We start from the raw sequence: 21,143 nt of genomic DNA on the forward strand, positions 1-21,143 counted from the left end.
CGGATCAACTCGGCTTCGTTGGGCTGGATCACCCGCCGCAATGCGCCCTGCTCGCGGCTGTATTGTTCGGACCGGTCCATGCCCAGGAAGAACGGCCCGTTCAGGCGTTGCATGTTCGGCGCGTTGATTTCGGCGATGGTGAATTCGGTATCGCGCGCCAGCGTCTCGCGCACGTCGGCGTCGCGGGTGACGATGCCGTATTTGCCAAGCACCAATACCGGCTTATGCTCACGCAACCAGGCGAACAATGGCCGCTGCACCTTGGCCCCGGTCAATTGAGCGATACCGCGCGCCAAATAGTACGAAAACAGATTCTGCGGCGTGGTGGAGGTCGGGTGGTGATCCAGCTCGGCCTGGCGTGGCGGCCGGTGTTCGCGGTACATCTTCAAAGCCAGTTCGCCGCTGCGGGTAGCGCGCAACTGTCGGCAAAACGCCTGATATTCTTCAGGCAAACTGGCGAAGGCCGGAAACTCGCCGCCGTATTGGTCCGGAAAAATCACCGGCGCCGACAGCGCTGCCAACGCGTAATCGGCAATTCCCGGTTTTGCGCCGGCAAGATAAGCCCGACCGTCGTTCAACAAGGCGTCGAATTCGCCGAATAGCGTTTCGATTTTGGTCCGGCTGGGTTGAATGTGTTCGGCGCCGACCGGCAGATGTTTCTGCATCGCCGCGCGGATATACGGATAGGCCTTTTCCAGAATGGCTTGCTGCCAGCCCGCAATGCCCCGCCGCCAGGCCGGCAGCAAAATCTGCGGGTGCGGCAGCAACATCGAATAGGCGTAATCGCGAGTCGCCAGGCCCAGGGCATCCAGTTTGCTCAGTAATTCAGCGGTGGCTTGCCGCTCCGCGTTACCGGCCGGGAACAGACGCTGATCGGCCGGCAAGCGGGCGTCGACGTATCCGACGATGTCGCGCCAGTTATCCAGCGTCGCCTCGCTGCTGACGAACACCGGCATGGCCTGACCGCCGCCACCGGCCAGTCGAAACGGCAGCAAATGCAATACCGGCGCGCTGCCTTGTTCGCGGTAAGGTACGCCGCCGGATTCCAAGACCCAGCGTACCAACTCGCAAATATGGGATGTCGGAATCGTCAGCAGGCGATTCAATTTTTTGGAACGGGCTCCGCGCCGCGTGTTTCCGGGTCTGATCATGCTTCCTACCTCGTTGTTTATAGTTATTGTGTGCATTCCCTGCTTGGCAGCATATCTCCGCCACTGCCGACAATGGCTAATTCGGCGGCGTTACCGCCGCCAACCATCGCCCGCCGATTTAAGACCGAAATATGATAGATCAATCGTAACTAATTGAAATAAAAAGTGAAAGTGAAAAATTACCATAAGCAACAACCATGCCGTAAGGAGACTTAGTTCACAAAAACCGCCGCCTTCCAGCAAGCGCGGGCCTAACGCGCAGACGCTTGCTCCACGGTCACCACATTGCAATCTTCCTGTAACCGGACCTTAACCGTCCTGTCATCCCGAGCTTCCTATAATCCGCGGCTTATCAAACCGCTTGGGAGCCTTTCGAATGCGACATTTCCGTAAATTCCGCTTTACCCCGCTAGCTTTGGCCTTGAGTCTTGCCGGATTACTACCGGCCCACGCCGAAACCGCCGACGTGCCGCAAATGGCCCAAGGCATACAGATCGGCGATCTGGCGCCAGGCCGTGCCATCATTTGGAGCCGTGCCGACCGCCCGGCGCGGATGTTCGTCGAGTACGCCTACAATCCGCAATTTATCGACTCGGTGCTGATCCGCGGCCCGCATGCGACGGCCGAGTCCGATTTCACCGCGCGCCAGGATTTGACCGGACTGGAGCCCGGTAAGGACGTTTACGTCAGGGTCTGGTTCCAAGACCTGTCCAATGCCCGCAATAAAAGCGAAGCGGTGAACGGCAAATTCCATACCCTGGGTAAACGCGACAACATCCGTTTCGTCTGGGGCGGTGATATCGCCGGCCAAGGCTGGGGCATCAACGAAAGCTTCGGCGGCATGAAAATTTACGAAGCGATGCGCCAGGTGCGGCCACAATTCTTCATCGAAAGCGGCGACAGCGTCTATTCGGACGGGCCAATCCCGGAAAGCCGGGTAGCAGAGAACGGCCAGCTTTGGACCAATCTGGTCACGCCGGAAGTCAGTAAAGTGGCCGAAACCTTGAACGAATTCCGCGGCCGTTACAAGTACAACCTGCTGGACGCGAATGTGCGCCGCTTTAATGCCGAAGTGCCGCAAATCTGGCAATGGGACGACCACGAGGTGGTCAACAACTGGTCCGACGCCAAAGACTTGAGCAATGACGCCCGTTACACCGAGAAAAACATCCCAACCTTGATCGCCAGAGCCACCCAGGCTTTCCACGAGTACGCTCCACTGCGTCCGCACGGCGCCGAAGAGTCCGAGCGGGTTTACCGCAAACTGTCCTACGGTAAATTGCTGGACGTATTTGTGATCGATATGCGCAGCTACCGCGGCCCCAACACCGCCAATCTGCAGACCAGCGAAAGCCTGGACACCGCATTTCTGGGCGAAGAGCAATTGGCCTGGCTGCAAGAGGAACTGACAAACTCGGATGCGACCTGGAAAGTCATTTCCGCCGACATGCCGATCGGCTTGAACATCGGCGACGGCCAGTTACCGGACGGCACGCCGCGCTGGGAAGCGATCGCCAACGGCAACCACGGCCCGGCCGCCGGCCGCGAGCTGGAAATCGCCCGTTTGTTGAAATTCATCAAGTACGCGCGGATCAAAAACATCGTCTGGCTGACCGCCGACGTGCATTACGCCGCCGCCCATTTCTACGACCCCGCCAAAGCCGCCAGCAAAGACTTCCTGCCGTTTTGGGAATTCGTCTCCGGCCCTTTAAATGCCGGCTCGTTTGGCCCCAACAGCACCGACGGCACTTTCGGCCCGCAAGTGGTATTCAGCAAGGCACCGCCGGCCGGCCAAGCCAACCTGTCGCCGTATGCCGGGCTGCAATTCTTCGGCCAAGTCGATATCGATCAACTTAGCCGCGCCATGACCGTACAACTCAAAGACCTGAACGGCGCGGTCGTGTTCAGCAAAACCTTGCCGGCACAAACCGGCCGCGACCGCAAATACGCGTGGGACCGCGACTAACACTGAGGCCGGACGCTGCGTCGTCCGGCCGCTCCAGTTTTAACTCTGTTACCGAATTACTTTAAGGAACCAACCATGCCAAAATCTTACGCATTCCGTCTATTACCGTTGGCCTTAGCCGCCAGTTTTGCCATGCCAGCAATTGCCGATGCCGATTTCAAACATCCCCACCACCAGCCGCGCAAGCAGGCGCCGCTGGTGATCGGTCATCGCGGCGCGTCCGGCTATTTGCCGGAACACACCCTGGAAAGCTACGCCAAAGCCATCGAGTTAGGCGCCGATTTCATCGAACCGGATTTAGTCTTGACCAAGGACGGCAAAATGATCGCCCGCCACGAACCTATGATAGGCGCCACCACCGATGTCGCCAGCCACCCCGAATTCGCCGACCGCAAAAGCAAACGCATGTTGGACGGCGTCGAAGTCGAAGACTGGTTCGCCAGCGACTTTACCCTGGCCGAGATCAAAACCCTGCGCGCCGTGCAGCCCCGCGCCAGCCGCCCGCAGGCATTCAACGGCCTGTATCAAATCCCGACCCTGGACGAAGTCATCGCCCTGGCCAAACGCCAGTCGCGCCTGAGCGGCCGCACCATCGGCATTTATCCGGAAATCAAACATTCCACCTACCACGCCGATTTGCGCAACGCCGGCGGCCGGCGCCAATTCGGCCGCCATTACTTCGAAAATCGGCTGCTTGCCAAATTGCACGTCGAATACGGCAACAGCGAATGCGCACCGGTCTTCATCCAGTCGTTCGAAGTCGGCAATCTGCAATACCTGAGCAAGAAAACCGAAATCAATCTGGTGCAATTGATCGATGCCGACGACGTCAATGCCGACGGCTCGATCTCGTTGGTACCGCCGTACAAACAACCCTACGACTTTGTCAAAGCCGGCGACTCGCGCACCTTTGCCGACCTGTTGAGCGAGGACGGACTGGATTTTGTCAAATCCTACGCCGACGCAATCGGCCCATGGAAGCCGTATCTGGTGAAAACCGTGGCAGATAACGTCGACCGCAACAACGACGGCGTGGTCAACCTCAACGACCGCCGGGTCGACGGCAGCACCGGCGTATTGGAAATGGCCCACGACAAAGGCTTGAAAGTCCATACCTGGACTTTCCGTAACGACGCTAGCGGTTACGGCTTTGCCGATCCGCAAGCGGAAATGACCTATTACTACGACTTGGGCGTGGACGGCTTGTTTACCGACTTTCCGGACACCGGCGTCGCCGCGCGGGATGCGTCGACCAATACCGGCAGCAATATCGAATCTTGCGGCCACCGTGGCCGGCACAACCGCCAACACCGTTGATGTCGTAAGCGCCTCCGGCCGCGATGGCCGGAGGCGCTATTTTTCCGCAACTCCCAATTCCCCCGAGCCAACTTCACCCGGTCCGGACAAAACCGGCCGCGGCCAGATTTTGCCAAATCCACTGACTTGGTTTGGTAGCATGTAGCGCCAATCGCCATACTGCCTACGCCCTTTACAGCCGATATGCGAAATCCGAATCGTCAACAGCCATGAATCCGACCGCCGAAACCGCCGCAGCCGTCCGCGCCCATATCGATGCGCTTTACCGCTCCGAATCGCGACGGGTGTTTGCCACGTTGATTCGGCTGCTCGGCGATTTCGACGTCGCCGAGGAAGCGCTGCACGATGCATTTCGTAGCGCATTGGAGCAATGGCCGAGCGACGGCATTCCGCAAAATCCGCGCGCCTGGCTGGTTTCCGCCGGCCGCTTCAAAGGCATCGATAAACTGCGCCGTCAAAGCCGCTACGACTTACACGCAGACATGGCCGGTATTGCCGAAACCGAATCGGCGCCGCCCGATCCGGATGGCGACGGCCTGGAGGACGACCGGCTGCGGCTGATTTTTACCTGCTGTCACCCGGCGCTGGCAGCCGAAGCCCAGGTCGCGCTGACACTGCGCGAAGTCTGCGGCTTGGCCACCGAGGAAATCGCCCGCGCTTTTTTGTTGCCGACGCCGACCTTGGCGCAACGCATCGTCCGCGCCAAGGCCAAAATCCGCGATGCGAAAATTCCGTACCGGGCACCGGAACCCGAGGAGCTGGCCGAGCGCTTGCCGCCGGTGCTGCAGGTGGTTTATCTGGTATTCAACGAAGGCTATTCGGCGTCGTCCGGCCCGGAACTTAACCGTCCCGACTTGTCGGCGGAAGCGATTCGGCTGGGCCGGCTATTGCTCGAATTATTGCCGGAAGCCGAAGTACAAGGCTTGTTGGCATTGATGCTGTTGCACGAGTCGCGCCGGGCGGCTCGTAGCGGCACCGATGGCGAATTGGTTTTGCTGGAAGACCAGGACCGGCGGTTATGGAATCGCGAATTGATCGCCGAGGGCCTGCGACGTGTGGAACAGGCCTTGCGCCAGCCGGGTTTCGGCGTCTACAGCCTACAAGCCGCTATCGCGGCGGTGCATGCCGGCGCAAGCGAAGCGGCCGCTACCGACTGGCGGCAAATCGCCGCGTTATACGAGGTGTTGCTGAAGCTGGCGCCGTCGCCTGTCGTCGCATTGAACCGCGCGGTTGCCGTTGCAATGCGCGACGGCCCCGCTGCCGGCCTGGCTTTGATCGACGCCATCCTCGCCGCTGGCGATTTGGTCGACTACCATCTGGCCCATGCCGCCCGCGCCGATTTATTGCGTCGGCTGGGTCAAGCCGACTCGGCACTCGGCGCATACCAAAAAGCGCTGGCATTGGCAAAACAAGAGCCGGAACAGCGTTTTCTGCAGCGCAGGATCGTCGAACTTGGCGGTTAATCCCATCCTGCGCATCATGCTGTGGGATTCGATTGCCGGTTCAAAGTAGCGCCGGTGTGGTATGGTAGCGGCCGCAAATTCGCCGTTCCAAGCCTCATTCCAAGGAAAGCCAGCAATTCATGGGTGCACAAGAAAACTTCGAACAACTCCCTTTAAAAGATTTCACCGAAAAAGCCTACCTCGATTACTCGATGTATGTGATTTTGGACCGGGCCCTGCCGCATATCGGCGACGGCCTGAAACCGGTGCAACGCCGCATCGTTTACGCAATGTCCGAGCTGGGCCTGACCGCACTGGCCAAATACAAAAAGTCGGCCCGTACCGTCGGTGACGTGCTGGGTAAATACCATCCGCACGGCGATTCGGCCTGTTACGAAGCGATGGTGTTGATGGCGCAGGATTTTTCCTATCGCTACCCGCTGATCGACGGCCAGGGCAACTGGGGTTCGCCGGACGATCCGAAATCGTTCGCGGCAATGCGTTACACCGAATCGAGGCTGACCGCGTACGCGCAAACCCTGCTCAGCGAGTTGGGCCAGGGCACGGTGGACTGGGTCGACAATTTCGACGGCACCTTGCAGGAACCGGCCTTGCTGCCGGCGCGTCTGCCCAACGTGCTGCTGAACGGCACCACCGGCATCGCCGTCGGCATGGCCACCGACATTCCGCCGCATAATTTGCGCGAAGTCGCTGCCGCCGTACTGCAACTGCTGGACGAACCGGAAACGCCGCTGGAAGGTTTGTTGGCACACATCAAAGGCCCGGATTTCCCGACCGACGCCGAAATCGTCACCCCGGCCGCCGACATTCAACGGCTTTACACCACCGGCAACGGCTCGGTGAAGATGCGGGCCAAATACGAAGTCGAAGACGGCAACATTGTCATCACCGCGCTGCCGCACCAAGTCTCCGGCGCCAAGTTGCTGGAGCAGATAGCCGCGCAGATGCTGGCAAAAAAACTGCCGATGATCGAGGACCTGCGCGACGAATCCGACCACGAGAACCCGACCCGACTGCTGATCATTCCCAAAACCAAGCGTACCGACGTCGACGCGGTGATGTCGCATCTATTCGCCACCACCGACCTGGAGAAAAACTACCGGGTCAATCTGAACATGATCGGCCTGAACGGTAAGCCGCAAGTGAAAAATCTGCGGCAAATCCTGACCGAGTGGATTACCTTCCGGACCGAAACCGTGCGCCGACGTTTGCAATACCGTTTGGACAAGGTGTTGGCGCGCTTGCATATTCTGGAAGGCTTGTTGATCGCCTACCTGAACATCGACGAAGTCATCGCCATCATCCGCCACGAAGACCATCCCAAACCGGTGTTGATGGCGAGGTTCGGGTTGACCGATGTCCAAGCCGAAGCCATTTTGGAGTTGAAGCTACGCCATCTGGCCAAACTGGAGGAAATGAAGATTCGCGGCGAGCAGGACGAACTGGAACAGGAACGCCAGGCGTTGGAGAAAACCCTGGGCTCCGCGCATTTGTTGAATCGGTTGATTAGAAAGGAAATCGAACGCGATGCCGAAAAATACGGCGATGCCCGCCGCTCGCCGATCATCGAGCGCGAGGCAGCACAAGCGCTGGACACCACCGAACTGATCGCCAACGAACCGGTCACCGTGATCCTGTCGCAAAAGGGCTGGATCAGAGCAGCCAAGGGCTACGATATCGAAGCCGAAGGTTTGAGTTACCGCGCCGGCGACGGCTACCTGTCGTCCGCCAAGGGCCGCACCACGCAACCGGCTTACGTGATGGATTCGACCGGCCGGGTCTATACCGTCACGACGCACGATTTACCGTCGGCACGCAGCCAGGGCGAACCGTTGACCGGCCGCCTGAATCCGCCGCCGGGCAGCCTGTTTACCACCGTGTTCACCGGGCAAGCGGAAGACTGGGTCTTGATGTGCAGCAGCGCCGGTTACGGCTTTCGGGTGCAGTTGAAAGAGCTGTACAGTAAAAACAAGGCCGGCAAGGCAGTACTGACGGTCCCGGACAAATCCAAAGTGTTGACCCCGGCTCCGATTCCGCCCGAACGGGACATGTTGGCAATAGCGACGTTGCAGGGCCGGCTGCTGATCTTTCCGGTTCAGGATTTACCGGAATTGGCCAAAGGCAAAGGCAATAAGCTGATTCAGATCCCAACTTCGGATTTGGCGAGCAGCAAGGATGCCGTAGTCGCTGTCACGGCGATTTCGGCGGACGGCGAGCTGAAGGTGGTCTCCGGCAAACGTTTTGTTACATTGAAGAAAATCGATATCGAACAGTATGCCGGCAATCGCGCAAATCGCGGCGCATCTCTGCCGAGAGGATTCCAAAAAGTCGATGCTCTGGAATTTGTAGCCGAATAGCCGATAAAACCATTTATTTCAAAAAGTTACTACTTTTTTCGGCATGAGTTTTTTGCAATATCGCCGAGAATCGGAAACAGGCAAAGCCGGCTTAATTTAAAAAGTGGTTGACGCGCTTCGAATAACAGCCTATGATGGCGATCTTTCTGAAGCGCCAAGGCTCTTCGGGGATAAAAAGAAGGTCAATTCGGGGTATAGCGCAGTCTGGTAGCGCGTCTGCTTTGGGAGCAGAATGTCGGGAGTTCGAATCTCTCTACCCCGACCAAGATTTGCGCTTGTAGCTCAGCCGGATAGAGCATCGGCCTTCTAAGCCGAGGGTCGCAGGTTCGAGTCCTGCCAAGCGTGCCATCGCAAAAATCATCATAATGGTGAGCGTAGCTCAGTTGGTAGAGCCCCGGATTGTGATTCCGGTTGTCGTGGGTTCGAGCCCCATCGTTCACCCCATCAAATTCAATAGCTTGCGTTGTTTTCCCCTTCATTGCTGTATGCTTTGTTGACAAAGGTGTTGACAAGCAAGCCTCTACAGTCCAGCCATATTTAAGCCTTTTTGATATGGTACCCGCCGATATTCCTGTTTGCTTTTCCCAGTCTAAAAGGGTTTTTGTTTGACCGTTCATGGTCAGGAATACGTTGCTTGTACGATTATTGGCCTGCTCCATAGCGGTTGCCCATCTGCAATTTTCTTTGCAGTATCCTTTGGAATTATCAATCCTATCGATTGAATGCTTTTTAGATGGCCTGACTCCCATGTCTTTTAAAAAAGATTCAAACGAGGATTTCCATTCAACGCATACCGTGATCCCCCTACCTCCATATCTTGGATATGACTTGTTGTTTGGATTCAAACAACGATCTTTTATCCCGTTCCATATTGCATACTCGGATTTGTACTTAAATCCGTGACGAGTTAATCGGTTGCGCTTTAATTCACTGGCAAAGCATCCGCACGATGTTGAAGACCCTCTATTAAGAGCCGCCACATCGACAATTGAGACGTTCCCGCAATCACATTCACACCGCCATTTTGCGGTGCCATTTTTTGTTTTCCCAGCATATTCAAAAACGGTTAGTTTTCCAAAACGCTTTCCGAGCAAGTTTTTAAATTTTGGGTGGTGTTTTTTAGGAATTGACTCAAGATTGATTTCCATTGTTTTTACCTGCGGGATCGACTACGGCCAGCTCTAAATCGTAGATATTCATCATTGATGCTGAGCGATGGCCAGACGCTCTTTGTTTGTCGCCTATCGTTTCTGTTACGCCTTTCTTCTTCAAATCATGAAACGTAAAGCGCACGAAGTCGATGCCGCGCTTTGCGGCTTCTTCTTCTGCGGTTTGGCCGATACGGCTTAGGGCCGTTTTTAGGCTGCTGACTTGTATGCGGTCGCCGGTGCGCTCGCTGATGAATAGGTAGCGCTGGTCGGCTTTGATCGGGTGCGGCTGTTTGCGATCGGCCAGGATGCGGTTGCGTTTGGCGGCGGCAGCGTCCCAGATGGCGCGCAAGGCCGGGGTCCATTTGACGATGTTGTCCCGGCTGTTTTTGCGGCGTTTGACCAACAGGCCTTCGGGCAGGTCGTTGGCGTCGGTCAGATCCAGCACTTCGGCCAGGCGCATGCGGCAGCGGTACGCCAATTCCATGCAAACCGGCACGTACCAATACGGCGAGGCGCGGGCGATGTCGAGCATGAAGAAGTAGTCTTTGTCTTCGGCGTAGTGTTGGCGGGGCTTGACCGTCAGTTTTTTTACGCCGTCGGCCGGGTTGAACGCGATTTTTTCGTATTCGTAAGCCCAGGCAAACAGGCGCTTAATGTAGGCCAGTTCTTTGTTGGCGCGGCTGGGGGATTGTTCGCCGCGCGTGTCTCTATACTGGCGCACTACGCCTACTGTCCAAGCGGCAATATTGGCATCGCCTAATAATGCGCCGCTTTTTGTCGTGGTGCCGCAAATTTGAGCATGGCAATCCAGGTAGTCACGCTGGGTAGTAATGGCAAGCCGGCGCCAGATTGGGGTTTGCTGGAACTCGAGCGACAGGCTAGCAAACGTCACGACACGCGGGGCCGGCTTCTGATTTTCTTCCACCGCTCGCCAGATTTGCGGCAGCGTGGCATCCGGGCCGGCAATGCGCTTGGATCGCCATTTGTCGCCGTCTTTGAATTTGAACATCCATTTGCCTTTGCCGGAGGCCGCCCACCACACGCCGGTCGGCAATTGCGCGGCTTTGATATGGGCCGGGATTTTTGCTTTGCGGGGTGGTGGGTTCATGTTTCCTCCGCTGATATTTTTGCTTGAGTCGTCACGCTGGTGGCTAGTGACACTAATAAATTACGACTCATTTCCGGAAAATATTCAGCCATTAATTTTGCCGCCATGATGGCTTTAACCTCTTTTGGAACCGAGTCGATACCGATGCTCCGTAAAATTTCTTTCGCTTCTCTATCGACATCGCGCGATTTCGTTTTAGTGCCCGGGTTGCGCTCATCTGGTTCGCCAAAAATATCAAACTGAGCAACTGTCATGATTTAAAGCTCAATTTTTTCAATTTCGACCTGTTTCTGTTCCAAGCCCATCGCAGCGTGTAAGGCTTGGGCTGTGGTAACCGGGCCATCTTTGCCCTGCAGGAACTTTACACCGTTTTTGGCAAGGCAGCGTTCCAAGTCGGCCGGGCGCTGGTATTTGAACAACGCCCGGAGTTGGTCGGTATCAATCAAAATGGTTTCTGACATGGATTACCTCAAAATATCGTCCGGGTTTTTGCGGTATAGCTGGCATAGGTCTTCCGCCTGTTTTGGCGTGAGGCCAAGATGGCGTTGTATCGCGGCCGAGCGAGTTATTGCGCGATGGCTTCTAGGCGGCTGATTCAAGTAAGCCATGAAGCGCGCAACCAGGTTTTCGGCAGTAAAGTCTTGGCCTGCTAGTTTCATGGTTTAACCTTCCCTTCTGGATACCCATTGTGCTCGATGCCTTCGAGCAGGCGGCCGGCTAATTTCTTTCCGACGCGTTGCATGTATGCGCTATCGCCGCCATCCTCGTTTTCAAGCATGCGACCGTCTGAACCGTTTTCGTTTAACCTAATACACGGCCATTTCGTTGCGCCTGGATCTAGGTCTGCGAAAGAAATTCCGTCTGATAACGTGTGATAACAAGAACTGCGCGGCGCCCACTCACCCCATTGCTTAAACAAAAACGGCACGTCCGCCGCCGAGCATTGATCGCGCAGGCTGCGCGCCCAATCAGGGTGCATCGGCCGCGCGTTCGGTCCGGATTCGCCTCCGACGACTACCCAGTCAATTCCCATATCACTAGATACGCCGGTGTAGTCGCATTTACCGCAGCACTCATATGCACCAGTTTCCGGATCCATCATGGAATTTTCTGAATTTGGGCATGGCAGGAGAGCTGGATAAAGATCAATCGGCCCAAGCAGCGGCTCGGCACTAATCCACCGCACCGATGCAGGCGTTTGCAGCAATAACGGAATGCGCTCGTCGGCGGTGGATTGGTCTTCCACGGATACGCCGAGCCAGACGTTTGGTAGCTCTTTGTTGACGGCGCCAATATCTTCAAAACCCATTTCTTCAATGGCGTGACGAATGCCAATCCTGATACATGATCCATTTCCGCAACGAATGTAATCTCGCATCCGCTTTGGCCGTTTCGTCAAAACTTGAAATGTGTGATGTTCCGCCAATGCCATCACCGCAAATACCTTGTCGATAAACTCGTTCGGCACCGACTCATGAAACAAATCCGACATCGAGTTGACGAAAATCAACCGCGGCTTTTTCCAGCGCAGCGGGATGTTCAGCCGATCTTCGTGGCACGCCACGTCGGTAAATTTGCGGCCTGCGTAGGCCGGTACGTGCTGCATCCGCGCCCAGTCGCGCTCAGCATAGCAATGCTTGCAGCCCTGGCTGACCTTGGCGCAGCCCGTCACCGGGTTCCAGGTTGCTTCGGTCCATTCGATTCCGGTTTTGTCGCTCATCACTCAATCCTTGCAGTTTGGGCAGCTTTTGGTTAACGGGATATAGCTGTCGCATTCGCCGTTGTCATTGACGGCGGTGGTGACGTAGCTGAACGATTCCGGCGGATCGATGCGGATTGTGAGAAATCGGCGGCAGCTTTGGTTTTGGTTGCACAGTTTGCCGTAGCAGCGGGTGATGTCGGCGGGTAGCGGGGTCATGGTTACTCCGTCGTTTTTAACGCCACGCCATGTTCGGCTTTGGCATTTTGTCTGCGTTGCCAATGCTTTTTTGGAAGCTCTGATATCCGCTGAAATTCGGCGCGCTCTTCCTGATCTGCGTTGATGTTTAGGTGTTCTGCCAATGCCAGCAATGCGACACCGACTTGACCAATTTCTTGGGAGACAACACCTGTATTTCTTGAATACACGTAATCGACTAACTCTTTGATATCGCTAGATGTCATATCTACGGCTTGGGCCAATTCGATAGCTTCTTCCATAAAGCGAGCGATTCGTTCTGCTGTGACGGATGCGGTTTCTCTGCCAAACGTGGCGTTGGCCCATTGCAGGATGCCGGTTTGGCGTTGTTTACGATTAGACAAATCAGGGTGAAGCTCAATAATGTCACTATCGGGGTTTAGAACTATAGATTTTTGGTCACATAACGCAGCCATTCCCCATACCACGCGGCCGATTGAACCTCTGCGCAAGGTATCAATAATCCGGTTCAGTGCAATTTTGCATTGATCAGGATCTTCTCGATCAAACATGGAATCATCTTCATCACCGTCATCATCATGTGCTAACGGCATAAAGCATTTTTCCAACGCTTCCAACTGACCGGAAAGTGCTAATGCCATCTCGATGTCTTTTTCACTGGCTTTGGCAATATTCATGATTCACCTATGTTTTATGTTTTGCGATCGGTATCAATTAGGGTAAAACCGCATTCACTGCCCCACCCGCCAGCAGGCGGTAGGCTTTGCTGATGTAGCGGGCCTGGTGTTTGGCGTCGGCCAGGGCGTTGTGCTTTTCGCCTTCGAAGGGGGTGGTTTTGGTGACGTCTTCTCCGGTCATGCGTTTAGCCACATCAACCATGGTGCGGGTGTCGCGTTCTTGCCAGTAGTTCCAGATGGCGCCGGCAAAGCCGTTTTTCTGGTGGGCTTGGCGCAGAATGACCAAGTCGAAACTGGCGCCGTTGCTCCAGTAGGTTTGGGCGCGGTGCCGTTGGCGGAAGGTGGTTAACTCCATCAAGGCGTCGGTGATGCCGCGGGCGTTTTTATCCTGGAATACCAAGCGGGCGTCGTAGGGTTGGCGCATCCACCAGGCGACGGTTTCGGCGCTGATGTGGCCGAGTCCTGGATGATCGTTAATGCTGATGGCTTGGTAGTATTCCGCGCCGATTTCGCCGGTGGTCAGATCAAACATGCAGGCGCCGATGCTGACAATGGCGGCATTGGGTTGCGTGCTGAGGGTTTCCAGGTCGATCATGAGGTCTTGCATGGGCATTAGATTTCTCCGGTGAGGATGTCTACCAGCCAGTATTTGTCGATGCGGTTGATGTCGATCGATGGCAGGCAGGTTTTGATGAATTCGCGGATGTCTTTGGCGGCGATCAGGTATTCCAGTTGGGTGATGCCTTCGCGGGTTTTTGCTTTGAGGTCGCCGCGTTTGACGTGCCGGGTGATTTTGTTATGGTCTACACCCATCAGGTCAGCCAGTTCGCATAGGGTGTAATAGCCGGCATCCGAGCGGGCTTGGCGCAGTTTGATGTTCAGGCGCTTGAGCTTGCTTTTGATGGCATCCAGGTTGCGGCGCTGGAAGCCGTGTTTTGCCAGGATGCGGTTGATCGAGTCCAGTTCGCGGTGGGCGTGTTGCTCCAGCAGTTGCTCTTCTTCCGGCGTCCATGGCAGCAGCTTTTTGTGGCCCGAGTTGATGACGCCGAGTTCGGCAGCGCGGCGGTGAATGGTGGAGCAACTGACGCCCAGGCGGGCGGCGACGTCCATGACGCCGCCGTGCTTGCGGTTGTAGCCTGAGCTGTATGCGCTACGCACCAGTTTGTCGGCTTGTGCGTCGAATTCTATGCGCCGCTTGAGCATTTATGCGGCCTCGAATTGATCCAGAAACAGGCGGATGCCGGCCAGTTTGGCGCGGGTTTCGCCGCTGTAGATCGGGTTGGTTTCCAGCGATTCGATCAGGGCGATTTTTTCCGCCTTGTCTTCCAGGAGGACGTTTGGCATTTCAGACGCCGCTTTTATCATGCTGACGACGCTGAACAGTGGGCCTTCCAGCTCGTCGTCCAGATCGAACTCGATGCGCTCGATGCGGCCGTTTTCCAGGGCTACGCCGGTGAGTGTATTGGCTGGTTGCATGTCTCGGCAGTCGTCGTCCGGGTGCAGGTCAGGTTCCGGCGCTGGCGGGGCCGGCTCTTCGCCCAGCGCTTCCCGTAATGCGGCCAGGCCGGCTTCGGTGATTTTGTGAATGGCGCCGCCCGCGGCGTCGCTACTGGTAACCAGCCCCGGTTTGGCGTTGCGCATGGAGTAGATCAGTTTGCTGACGGTACTGGCGTCTGGCAGTTCAGATCCTGGTTTTTTTTTGGCGATTTTGAATATCTGCGCGGCTGTTAATCCCTTGGGGTTGTCGTGCAGGGCTTGCAGGATTTCTTGGCATCTGTAGGGAATCATTTTGTCTCCTAGCAATTTGTAATGTTGGATCCGGTATATTTCCGGCAGGGGTATGTGGACGATCATTGGTTTGTCGCCGATCCCAGTGCCCTGGGACCGGGCTGCTGGTTTTGGTTTACGCTTGGTACTGCATGCTACCGAGATAAATCGGCAGGCCTGGGATGGTGATGCCGGCTTTGAGTTTGTCGATAAACTCCAGGCCGATGGCGGTGGTTTCCTGTTCCAACTGCAGAATGCGGTAGCGCAGCAGGACCTGGTTTCCGTCCGAGCGGCCTTGGAGTTTGGCGACGAATACCCTAGTGTCAAAGCCGACGTAAGGCTCTACCGCAAATGAGAACTGCTCGGGTAACTCGGCGCCTTTCGCTTTGACTTCCAGCTGCTCCAGCTTGGTCAGGCCTTGGGTGTAGGCTTGGCTTTCCTGGTTGGTTTCGGAGACGGTTTTGACGGTGAGTTTTTTCAGGGTGTTGAGGATTAATTGCGGCGTCAACATTTCACCATCTGGGTCGGTAAACGTCAGATTGCTGATCCAGTCTTCGACGAACTCGATCAGATCATTTTGCTTCAACCAACGGCCGTTATTTTCCAGCAAGGCGGCAAAGCCTGGGGTTTTGTTCAGGGCGAGTTTGGCTTTATGCCTGCCCCACTCCGGATTGGCTCCATCACCTTGATCGATGATGCCAAGCGCCGTCATGCCGACTTGGTCGATGTAGACCGCGGATTGATCCGTCGCGTTGGCATTGATGTAGGCGATGTATTGCTCCAGCACGTCGGTGCTGAACACGCCGCGGAACGCGCGAGGGAATTGTTGGTATTTTTCCAGCGATTCGATTTTGTGGTCACTCGGCACCAAGGCCAAGGTCAGCTTGTCAATTTCGTTTTGCTGGTAAGCCGAAAGGGCTAAGTCGCGGATGGCTTGTATTGCGGTTTGGTCCATGGTGGTTTCCTTGGATGGTTGAGGTTGAGGCCTTATTTGCTGCGGCCGAATTGCGCGACGTTATCGCCTGGGTTTTCCTGCCGGAACAGGTCTTCCTGGGTTTGCGGCGCGATGGTCAGGTAGCCGAAGTTGTCGACATACATGGGCGTGCTGGTGGTGTCCTCTTCGGTGGCCTTGCCGCGCTTGGTCGGCTTGCTCACTTTTAGCGTGTGGGCCACGGTGACGCTGCTGCTGTCGCCGATTTTGTCCAGCTCGATCTCGATAGTGACTTTGCCCTTTTTCTTGCCGTCGCCACGGATCACGGCCAGGGCTACGTCTTTGAGTTGTTCGTGGGTTTTTTTGGCGAACAGTCCGGCGTCGAACTCGTCGAGGGTTTCGTATAGGGTGGGTTGTTGCATGGGTGCCTCCTTAGGCGGGGTTGAATTCGGTTAAGGCTTGATGCCGGCACAGCAAGGCATCGGCGGTGCTGAGCGCTTCCAATAGCTGATCTATTGCGCTGTTGCCGGTTTCGGTTTTGGCCATGTCGGCCGCCTCGGCGCGGGCTGATTCCAGGGCCTGGGCTTCGGTCTTGCCGCTGACCAGCTCCCGGCTAATGATGCCGGCCAGAGTGTCCAGGTGATGGCGAGCGGTCACGCCTTTGGCCGCGGCGATTTGGGCGGCGCTGTTGACGATTCTGGTTGTCAATTCAAGGTCTTTCATGTCCGATCCTTATCTTGGAGCAAAACCGGATTCAGCCAGGGCGCGCTGCAATTTGGCGATTGCGTCCATCATCCGATAGGCTTCGTCGTCGTTTGAGGCATTGCTGCGGCAATCGCTCCAACCGATGCGTTTGCACAGTTGAGCCAGTGCTTCGGCCTGATATGGCTGCAGTTCTGCGGTTATGCTGATTGGCATGCTTGGATTCATGGCTGACTCGTCCCGTTAAAGCCGGCAGGCGGCCGGCGCGCTTTGTTGTGTCCCGTTACAGGTATACGATCCGTGTGCCAAAAAATGAGGAAAACACATACGCTTGGGCTATGCCTGAGCGATACCAGCGGCCGCAAGCGAAAAAGCTTCCGTTTTTGGCGACTTTTTTCACAATGCAGGACTTATCTTTCGTCGGTATCACCTGGCCGTTTTCTAGTTGCAACCAGTCGGTATGGCGTTGACAGTCTGCAACGCTAATCATGTCGCCCGCCCGTGGCGTCAAACCTCTTTCAACCACGTCGACGACGGCTCTGATTGTTACTTCGTGTTGTGTTTCCATGTTTGTCTCCGTTTTTTGAAAAAAGCCCCGGCCGAAGCCGGGTCAGGTCTACAACGAGGAGGTTTGCTCGCTTGCGCTAAATATTAGCCCCGCTAATATGCCGTGTCAACAGCGTTGCTAATATTTTTTTCTTCAGGCAATAAAAAACCCGCCGAAGCGGGTTTTTGGTGAGCGGTAGAAACGTCTTAGGCGGGCGATGGCGCAACCGAAATCATCAGCTTTGGGCCTTCCAGGGTTTCGGACTCTGTTTCCATAGTAACTGCCAAATACCGGCAGTTTTCTGGAATTTCCAGGCCAATAATATTCATGCCTATGTTCATAATAAATGTTCTCGCTTCTACGGAAGCGGCATCGAGCGATTCTATTGCCTCAGCGGGGTCGTCCATAACCATGTTGCCAACTACGGTGCCATTGTCAAAGCTGATTTTGATGTCCGCTTTTCTAAAGGGTTTATCTATGGGCGTCGTAGCCCATAACTGGCAGCAGAGTTTGGACAATACAAACGGCGCCGCCGGTATTTGCATGCCGCCAATATAAACGCCCATAAACGATGGTTTATTGCCAACTTCTAGGCGGATGTCGTCGCACCAGATGGCATGTAGATAGCGATCAGTCATGTTGATCATCCGGTTTTTTCTGGTTTTTTGAATTTGACCAAGCCTTGTAGAGTGTCTCCATGTCCACTTTCAGCGCAACGGCCATTTGATTCGCCAAGCTGAAAGAGGGTTCATGCTTTCCAGACTCATAACGGGAAATGTGGGATTGGTTAATGTTTAAAATTTGTCCGAGTCGCCTTTGGGAGAGGCCGGCTTGCAGGCGTAGCGAAGCTAAAGTCAGTTGATCGGCGTAAAATTCTGTCGCTACCCAGCGATGGGCGTCCGCCAATTCTTCAGCATATTCCGGAGATTCTTCAAGCTCGGTAAGCAGGGCATCAAAATCGGAAAAAGCCGGCTTTTGAATCGGGTTAGGAAACAAATCTCTTATGACGGGGCGACCAGCTGACCGCGCAATGGGCTCCTGTGGCTTTTTGTAATGTTGATAATAGGTAGTCAATTGTTGGGACTGCATAACCGGTTTTAACAATGACGCATTAGATTCCTGGCAGGTCTCGGCTAACGCTGTTCTTGATCCTAAGCTGTATGGGATGGGTTGGGTCGTCATAATCAATGTCCTCTCGTTTAATCACGGCCATGATGTAGTAATTTTTATCCAGCCAACTGTAAACGTATATGATTCTATAGTTTAGGCCTTGCTTCTCCAGGCTCCATGCTCGCATTCGCCAAGCGGGAATGTTTGCCGTCTTACGCATTGTGATCCATTTGCTAATGGATATGGTGCCGTTTCTGTCGGCCCCAAAACCATGATCCAGTAAATGTGCCTGTAGTGATGGGTCGGCTTTTAGTTGATTAATGAAAGCCACCAGCTTTAATGCATGCGCCTTATTCTCTTTGAGAAGAGATCTTATATCTTGTGATGCATCGTTATGAAGCTCAATCATGATATACCAAATTTGATATGTGTAAAGTCTACATGGCTAAAAAAATGACACCTAAAAAATAGGTGCCTATTTTTTAGAGCAACGTATATTTCGTGTTTTTTCTTAGTTGCTTAGTTTGTATGCAATGCGTTTCGCTACCATGATGACGCCATCGGCCATGATGATTTTGGTTCCGTTGTGCGTTTTCGTCTAAAAGTGTCATATAGGATGCCTTCGAAAGCGTTTCTGGCTTACGTTTTGTAATTGCTGGCTTACATCATTAAACCGGCCGGCGCTCCCGCGCGGGGCGAGATTTTTCAAGCGGCTAGCGCCGTTAAATGTACAGGGTCGGCGGCGGCAGCTTGGCGACCACGACGCCGATGATCTTGGCTTCCGCCAGCGGTTTTTTCATGTCGGCATAAGCGCTGTTTTTCAGCGTTAGCCACCATTCGCCGGCGATGCGCATCAACTGGCGCACGGCAGGATCGCCGTTGATTTCCGCTAACACATACTGTGCGTTTTCTGCGGTGCGGGTCGGGTCTATAGCCAAAATGTCCCCGTCGATAAATTGCGGAGCCATGTCGTCGCCGAGCACGCGGTACTTGAACATGCTGGGGTTAATCGGGATGTTGCTAATCATTCCTTGGATCGAGGTTTGCTGGTGTTGCAAGATGGATTCCTGCCAGTGCAAAACCTCGTTGCGGTCCAGCATCGGCAGGCTGTCCGGTATCAGCGGCAGACGGTAATCGCCGCTGTGTCCGGAGTCTATCGATGCGTCGGTAATCGTATAACCGTTCGGATGTTCCATGACATTTTTGTCATGTGATATTTGCGGCATTTCAGATGCCAGTCTTGGGCTAATACTGTATGGGCTGACACCTAGAACCCGGCAAAACTTAGATAACGCCCCCATGTTTAGCGCAATTTTCCCCCGGGTGTACTGGCTGATTGTGCTTTGGGTTTTCCAGCCGGCGGCGTCAGCTATGGCTTCTTGGGTAGCCTCTGGATGCTTGCGCTGATATGCCTCAATCGCGGCGCTCAGTCGTTTGGCATCTTCCAATTCTTCCAATGTTAAATCGCGTCTTGGCTGCTTCATGCCTGACACTTTATTAGCGCGTCTAATGCGATTCAAACAGCATTGCTGTTGCGGTTGTAAATTAGCGGTGCTAATATTCATAAAAAAAGGCCTTAGTTACTGTTATGACGCTAGAAGATTATTTGAAGACATCGACGCAAACCGAGCTAGCTGAAAGGCTCGGCGTTTCCCAGGGGTTGATCAGTCAATGGCTTTCCGGTGACGTAAAAATTTCTCCGGAGCGTGCTATTGCGATTGAAGAGGCGACACGGGGAATAGTGACTCGGGAGGAAATTCTTCCGAAGTTTTTTCGGCGGGTGGCGTGATGTTATTCGTTTCATTTTTTATTCCTGGTGGTGCGCTTCGCCCGGTTTAGTCGTTCGTTTTTTTAGACGGCTGACCGGGCTTTTTTCTGCTTAGGGGGTTGCATGGCTTTTTCCTGTTTAGACGAAATGGATATTTGGGTGGCTTTGATCAATGAATATTTGAGTCGTCCCGACTTTTCGCCGTCGCTGATTGAAATGCTGCTTGAGAGGGGGAAACCATGTTTTTAAACCTAGATCCAGAGGGCGATATGGGCCGAAAGAAGACCAAACGTACGAATAGCGTGGCATTTAGGACGACCTCCGAAAACGACCTGCATGTGATGGGCCGGGCGGAGTGCATGGGCATTACGCCGTCCGAGTATTTGCATCGGTTGTTGACCCAGGACCGCATCAATGCCGAACGCGAGCTCATCATCATGGCAAAGGCGCACGGCTTCAACGTAAACAAGGCAAACAAGGCGAACTGATATGAACAAGGTTTACGGGATTATTTGGGCCGCCACGGAAGTGGGGGCGGTTGGGGCAATGTGGCTGGTGTTGTGTGCGGGGCTGCTATTGCTGGCGATCAGCAAGGGAATGGATGTGTTGGGCCACAGTTTTTTGGATGCGGTGTTCGAGTGCATGGAGGATTTGGAATGATTATCGGGCTGACCGGGAAGAAGGGTTGCGGCAAAAGCACGGCGGCGAATGCACTGGAGGATATGGGTTTTGAGGTGTTCAGTTTTGCCTACACCTTAAAATTGATGGCGCGGGTGTTGTTGCGCGACTGCGGCTTGACCGAGCATGAGATCCAATATGCGCAAAAACACAAGGAAGAGATTATCGAGGAACTGGGCGTGAGCTATCGGCAGTTGTGCCAGACGCTGGGCACGGAATGGGGCCGGCAGCATGTGCACCCCGATTTGTGGGTGATTGCCGGACGCAATCGGATGGCGAAATCGCTGGAGCCACATGCGGTATTTGACGATGTGCGCTTCGCGAACGAAGCCGACATGATCCGCAGCCTGGGCGGCGTGATTATCCACATCGAGCGGCCAGGCCACGTTAGCGGAGACGACCACGAAAGCGAGGCCGGCATTGCTGCTAAACCCGGCGACTTGCGGCTGGTGAACGAGAGCAGCGCGGCGGTGTGGCTGGAGCGGGTGGAGTATACAGTTGGCTGTTTGATCGATTTGCCGGTTTAGCCCGA

Annotated in this window: 26 protein-coding genes and 3 tRNA genes; 11 read left to right on the forward strand and 18 right to left on the reverse strand. The window is 54.9% G+C overall.

Features of this window, described 5'->3' with window-relative positions; all coding sequences use genetic code 11:
• On the reverse strand, nt 1-1,151 hold a 1,151-nt coding region (locus tag C2U68_RS17110), incomplete at its 3' end, for a glutathione S-transferase family protein (protein WP_140913684.1).
• A 376-nt stretch (nt 1,152-1,527) separates the two neighbouring features.
• Here C2U68_RS17110 and C2U68_RS17115 point away from each other — a divergent pair.
• The 7 genes from C2U68_RS17115 to C2U68_RS17145 all read left to right on the forward strand — a co-directional run bounded on the left by C2U68_RS17115 (nt 1,528) and on the right by C2U68_RS17145 (nt 8,698).
• The gene (locus C2U68_RS17115; RefSeq protein WP_140913685.1) at nt 1,528-3,117 is read left to right on the forward strand and encodes an alkaline phosphatase D family protein; all 1,590 of its coding nucleotides are present in this window, start codon (nt 1,528-1,530) and stop codon (nt 3,115-3,117) included.
• Nucleotides 3,118-3,192: 75 nt separating this feature from the next.
• Nucleotides 3,193-4,434, forward strand: a complete 1,242-nt coding sequence (locus C2U68_RS17120; protein WP_140913686.1) for a glycerophosphodiester phosphodiesterase — start codon at nt 3,193-3,195, stop codon at nt 4,432-4,434.
• A 209-nt stretch (nt 4,435-4,643) separates the two neighbouring features.
• The gene (locus C2U68_RS17125; protein ID WP_140913687.1) at nt 4,644-5,897 is read left to right on the forward strand and encodes an RNA polymerase sigma factor; all 1,254 of its coding nucleotides are present in this window, start codon (nt 4,644-4,646) and stop codon (nt 5,895-5,897) included.
• A 119-nt stretch (nt 5,898-6,016) separates the two neighbouring features.
• The gene (gene parC, locus C2U68_RS17130) at nt 6,017-8,254 is read left to right on the forward strand and encodes a DNA topoisomerase IV subunit A (protein ID WP_140913688.1); all 2,238 of its coding nucleotides are present in this window, start codon (nt 6,017-6,019) and stop codon (nt 8,252-8,254) included.
• 188 nt (nt 8,255-8,442) lie between these two features.
• A tRNA-Pro gene (locus C2U68_RS17135) sits at nt 8,443-8,519 on the forward strand.
• Nucleotides 8,520-8,525: 6 nt separating this feature from the next.
• A tRNA-Arg gene (locus C2U68_RS17140) sits at nt 8,526-8,602 on the forward strand.
• A 20-nt stretch (nt 8,603-8,622) separates the two neighbouring features.
• Nucleotides 8,623-8,698, forward strand: a tRNA-His gene (locus C2U68_RS17145).
• Nucleotides 8,699-9,385: 687 nt separating this feature from the next.
• On the opposite strand, the gene xerC is transcribed toward C2U68_RS17145, so the two are convergent.
• The 17 genes from xerC to C2U68_RS17230 all read right to left on the reverse strand — a co-directional run bounded on the left by xerC (nt 9,386) and on the right by C2U68_RS17230 (nt 19,649).
• Nucleotides 9,386-10,513 carry a tyrosine recombinase XerC gene (gene xerC, locus C2U68_RS17150; RefSeq protein ID WP_140913689.1) on the reverse strand — a complete coding sequence of 376 codons (1,128 nt, stop codon included), beginning with the start codon at nt 10,511-10,513 and terminating at the stop codon, nt 9,386-9,388.
• Entirely contained in the window at nt 10,510-10,767 is a 258-nt protein-coding gene (locus C2U68_RS17155; protein ID WP_140913690.1) for a hypothetical protein, read from the reverse strand. Before C2U68_RS17155 ends, xerC begins: the two co-directional genes overlap by 4 nt.
• 3 nt (nt 10,768-10,770) lie before the next feature.
• Nucleotides 10,771-10,974 (reverse strand): hypothetical protein, encoded by a 204-nt coding sequence (locus C2U68_RS17160; protein ID WP_140913691.1) that lies wholly within the window; start codon nt 10,972-10,974, stop codon nt 10,771-10,773.
• Between the two features lie 194 nt (nt 10,975-11,168).
• Entirely contained in the window at nt 11,169-12,233 is a 1,065-nt protein-coding gene (locus C2U68_RS17165; RefSeq protein WP_140913692.1) for a DUF5131 family protein, read from the reverse strand.
• A 3-nt stretch (nt 12,234-12,236) separates the two neighbouring features.
• Entirely contained in the window at nt 12,237-12,431 is a 195-nt protein-coding gene (locus tag C2U68_RS17170) for a hypothetical protein (protein WP_140913693.1), read from the reverse strand.
• 2 nt (nt 12,432-12,433) lie between these two features.
• A complete protein-coding gene (locus tag C2U68_RS17175; RefSeq protein ID WP_140913694.1) occupies nt 12,434-13,108 on the reverse strand; it encodes a hypothetical protein in 675 nt (224 codons plus the stop codon).
• Nucleotides 13,109-13,145: 37 nt separating this feature from the next.
• Complete coding sequence (locus tag C2U68_RS17180) at nt 13,146-13,721, reverse strand: 3'-5' exonuclease (RefSeq protein ID WP_140913695.1); 576 nt, start codon at nt 13,719-13,721, stop codon at nt 13,146-13,148.
• On the reverse strand, nt 13,721-14,311 hold the full coding sequence (locus tag C2U68_RS17185) for a helix-turn-helix domain-containing protein (RefSeq protein ID WP_140913696.1): 591 nt from the start codon (nt 14,309-14,311) through the stop codon (nt 13,721-13,723). The genes C2U68_RS17180 and C2U68_RS17185 overlap by 1 nt, the downstream gene beginning before the upstream one ends.
• Nucleotides 14,312-14,896, reverse strand: coding sequence for a hypothetical protein (locus C2U68_RS17190; protein WP_140913697.1), 585 nt, complete (start codon nt 14,894-14,896; stop codon nt 14,312-14,314).
• A 115-nt stretch (nt 14,897-15,011) separates the two neighbouring features.
• Nucleotides 15,012-15,830, reverse strand: coding sequence for a DUF2303 family protein (locus C2U68_RS17195; protein WP_140913698.1), 819 nt, complete (start codon nt 15,828-15,830; stop codon nt 15,012-15,014).
• 32 nt (nt 15,831-15,862) lie between these two features.
• A complete protein-coding gene (locus C2U68_RS17200) occupies nt 15,863-16,228 on the reverse strand; it encodes a hypothetical protein (RefSeq protein ID WP_140913699.1) in 366 nt (121 codons plus the stop codon).
• 10 nt (nt 16,229-16,238) lie between these two features.
• The gene (locus C2U68_RS17205; RefSeq protein WP_140913700.1) at nt 16,239-16,529 is read right to left on the reverse strand and encodes a hypothetical protein; all 291 of its coding nucleotides are present in this window, start codon (nt 16,527-16,529) and stop codon (nt 16,239-16,241) included.
• Between the two features lie 9 nt (nt 16,530-16,538).
• The gene (locus C2U68_RS17210) at nt 16,539-16,724 is read right to left on the reverse strand and encodes a hypothetical protein (RefSeq protein ID WP_140913701.1); all 186 of its coding nucleotides are present in this window, start codon (nt 16,722-16,724) and stop codon (nt 16,539-16,541) included.
• A gap of 67 nt (nt 16,725-16,791) precedes the next feature.
• Nucleotides 16,792-17,076 carry a hypothetical protein gene (locus C2U68_RS17215; protein ID WP_140913702.1) on the reverse strand — a complete coding sequence of 95 codons (285 nt, stop codon included), beginning with the start codon at nt 17,074-17,076 and terminating at the stop codon, nt 16,792-16,794.
• A gap of 185 nt (nt 17,077-17,261) precedes the next feature.
• The gene (locus C2U68_RS17220; RefSeq protein WP_140913703.1) at nt 17,262-17,693 is read right to left on the reverse strand and encodes a hypothetical protein; all 432 of its coding nucleotides are present in this window, start codon (nt 17,691-17,693) and stop codon (nt 17,262-17,264) included.
• On the reverse strand, nt 17,686-18,237 hold the full coding sequence (locus tag C2U68_RS17225; RefSeq protein ID WP_222101927.1) for a helix-turn-helix domain-containing protein: 552 nt from the start codon (nt 18,235-18,237) through the stop codon (nt 17,686-17,688). Before C2U68_RS17225 ends, C2U68_RS17220 begins: the two co-directional genes overlap by 8 nt.
• A 650-nt stretch (nt 18,238-18,887) precedes the next feature.
• Nucleotides 18,888-19,649: an XRE family transcriptional regulator gene (locus tag C2U68_RS17230; RefSeq protein ID WP_140913704.1), complete on the reverse strand. Its 762-nt coding sequence runs from the start codon at nt 19,647-19,649 to the stop codon at nt 18,888-18,890.
• Nucleotides 19,650-19,753: 104 nt separating this feature from the next.
• Here C2U68_RS17230 and C2U68_RS17235 point away from each other — a divergent pair, with 104 nt between their 5' ends.
• The 4 genes from C2U68_RS17235 to C2U68_RS17245 all read left to right on the forward strand — a co-directional run bounded on the left by C2U68_RS17235 (nt 19,754) and on the right by C2U68_RS17245 (nt 21,138).
• Nucleotides 19,754-19,954: a transcriptional regulator gene (locus C2U68_RS17235; RefSeq protein WP_140913705.1), complete on the forward strand. Its 201-nt coding sequence runs from the start codon at nt 19,754-19,756 to the stop codon at nt 19,952-19,954.
• Nucleotides 19,955-20,172: 218 nt separating this feature from the next.
• Nucleotides 20,173-20,421 carry a hypothetical protein gene (locus C2U68_RS17240; RefSeq protein WP_140913706.1) on the forward strand — a complete coding sequence of 83 codons (249 nt, stop codon included), beginning with the start codon at nt 20,173-20,175 and terminating at the stop codon, nt 20,419-20,421.
• A gap of 1 nt (nt 20,422) precedes the next feature.
• Nucleotides 20,423-20,593, forward strand: a complete 171-nt coding sequence (locus C2U68_RS21295; RefSeq protein WP_186289652.1) for a hypothetical protein — start codon at nt 20,423-20,425, stop codon at nt 20,591-20,593.
• A complete protein-coding gene (locus C2U68_RS17245) occupies nt 20,590-21,138 on the forward strand; it encodes a dephospho-CoA kinase (RefSeq protein ID WP_140913707.1) in 549 nt (182 codons plus the stop codon). The genes C2U68_RS21295 and C2U68_RS17245 overlap by 4 nt, the downstream gene beginning before the upstream one ends.
• Nucleotides 21,139-21,143 lie beyond the last annotated feature (5 nt).

Source organism: Methylomonas koyamae (genome assembly GCF_006483455.1).
Lineage (GTDB): Bacteria > Pseudomonadota > Gammaproteobacteria > Methylococcales > Methylomonadaceae > Methylomonas > Methylomonas koyamae_B.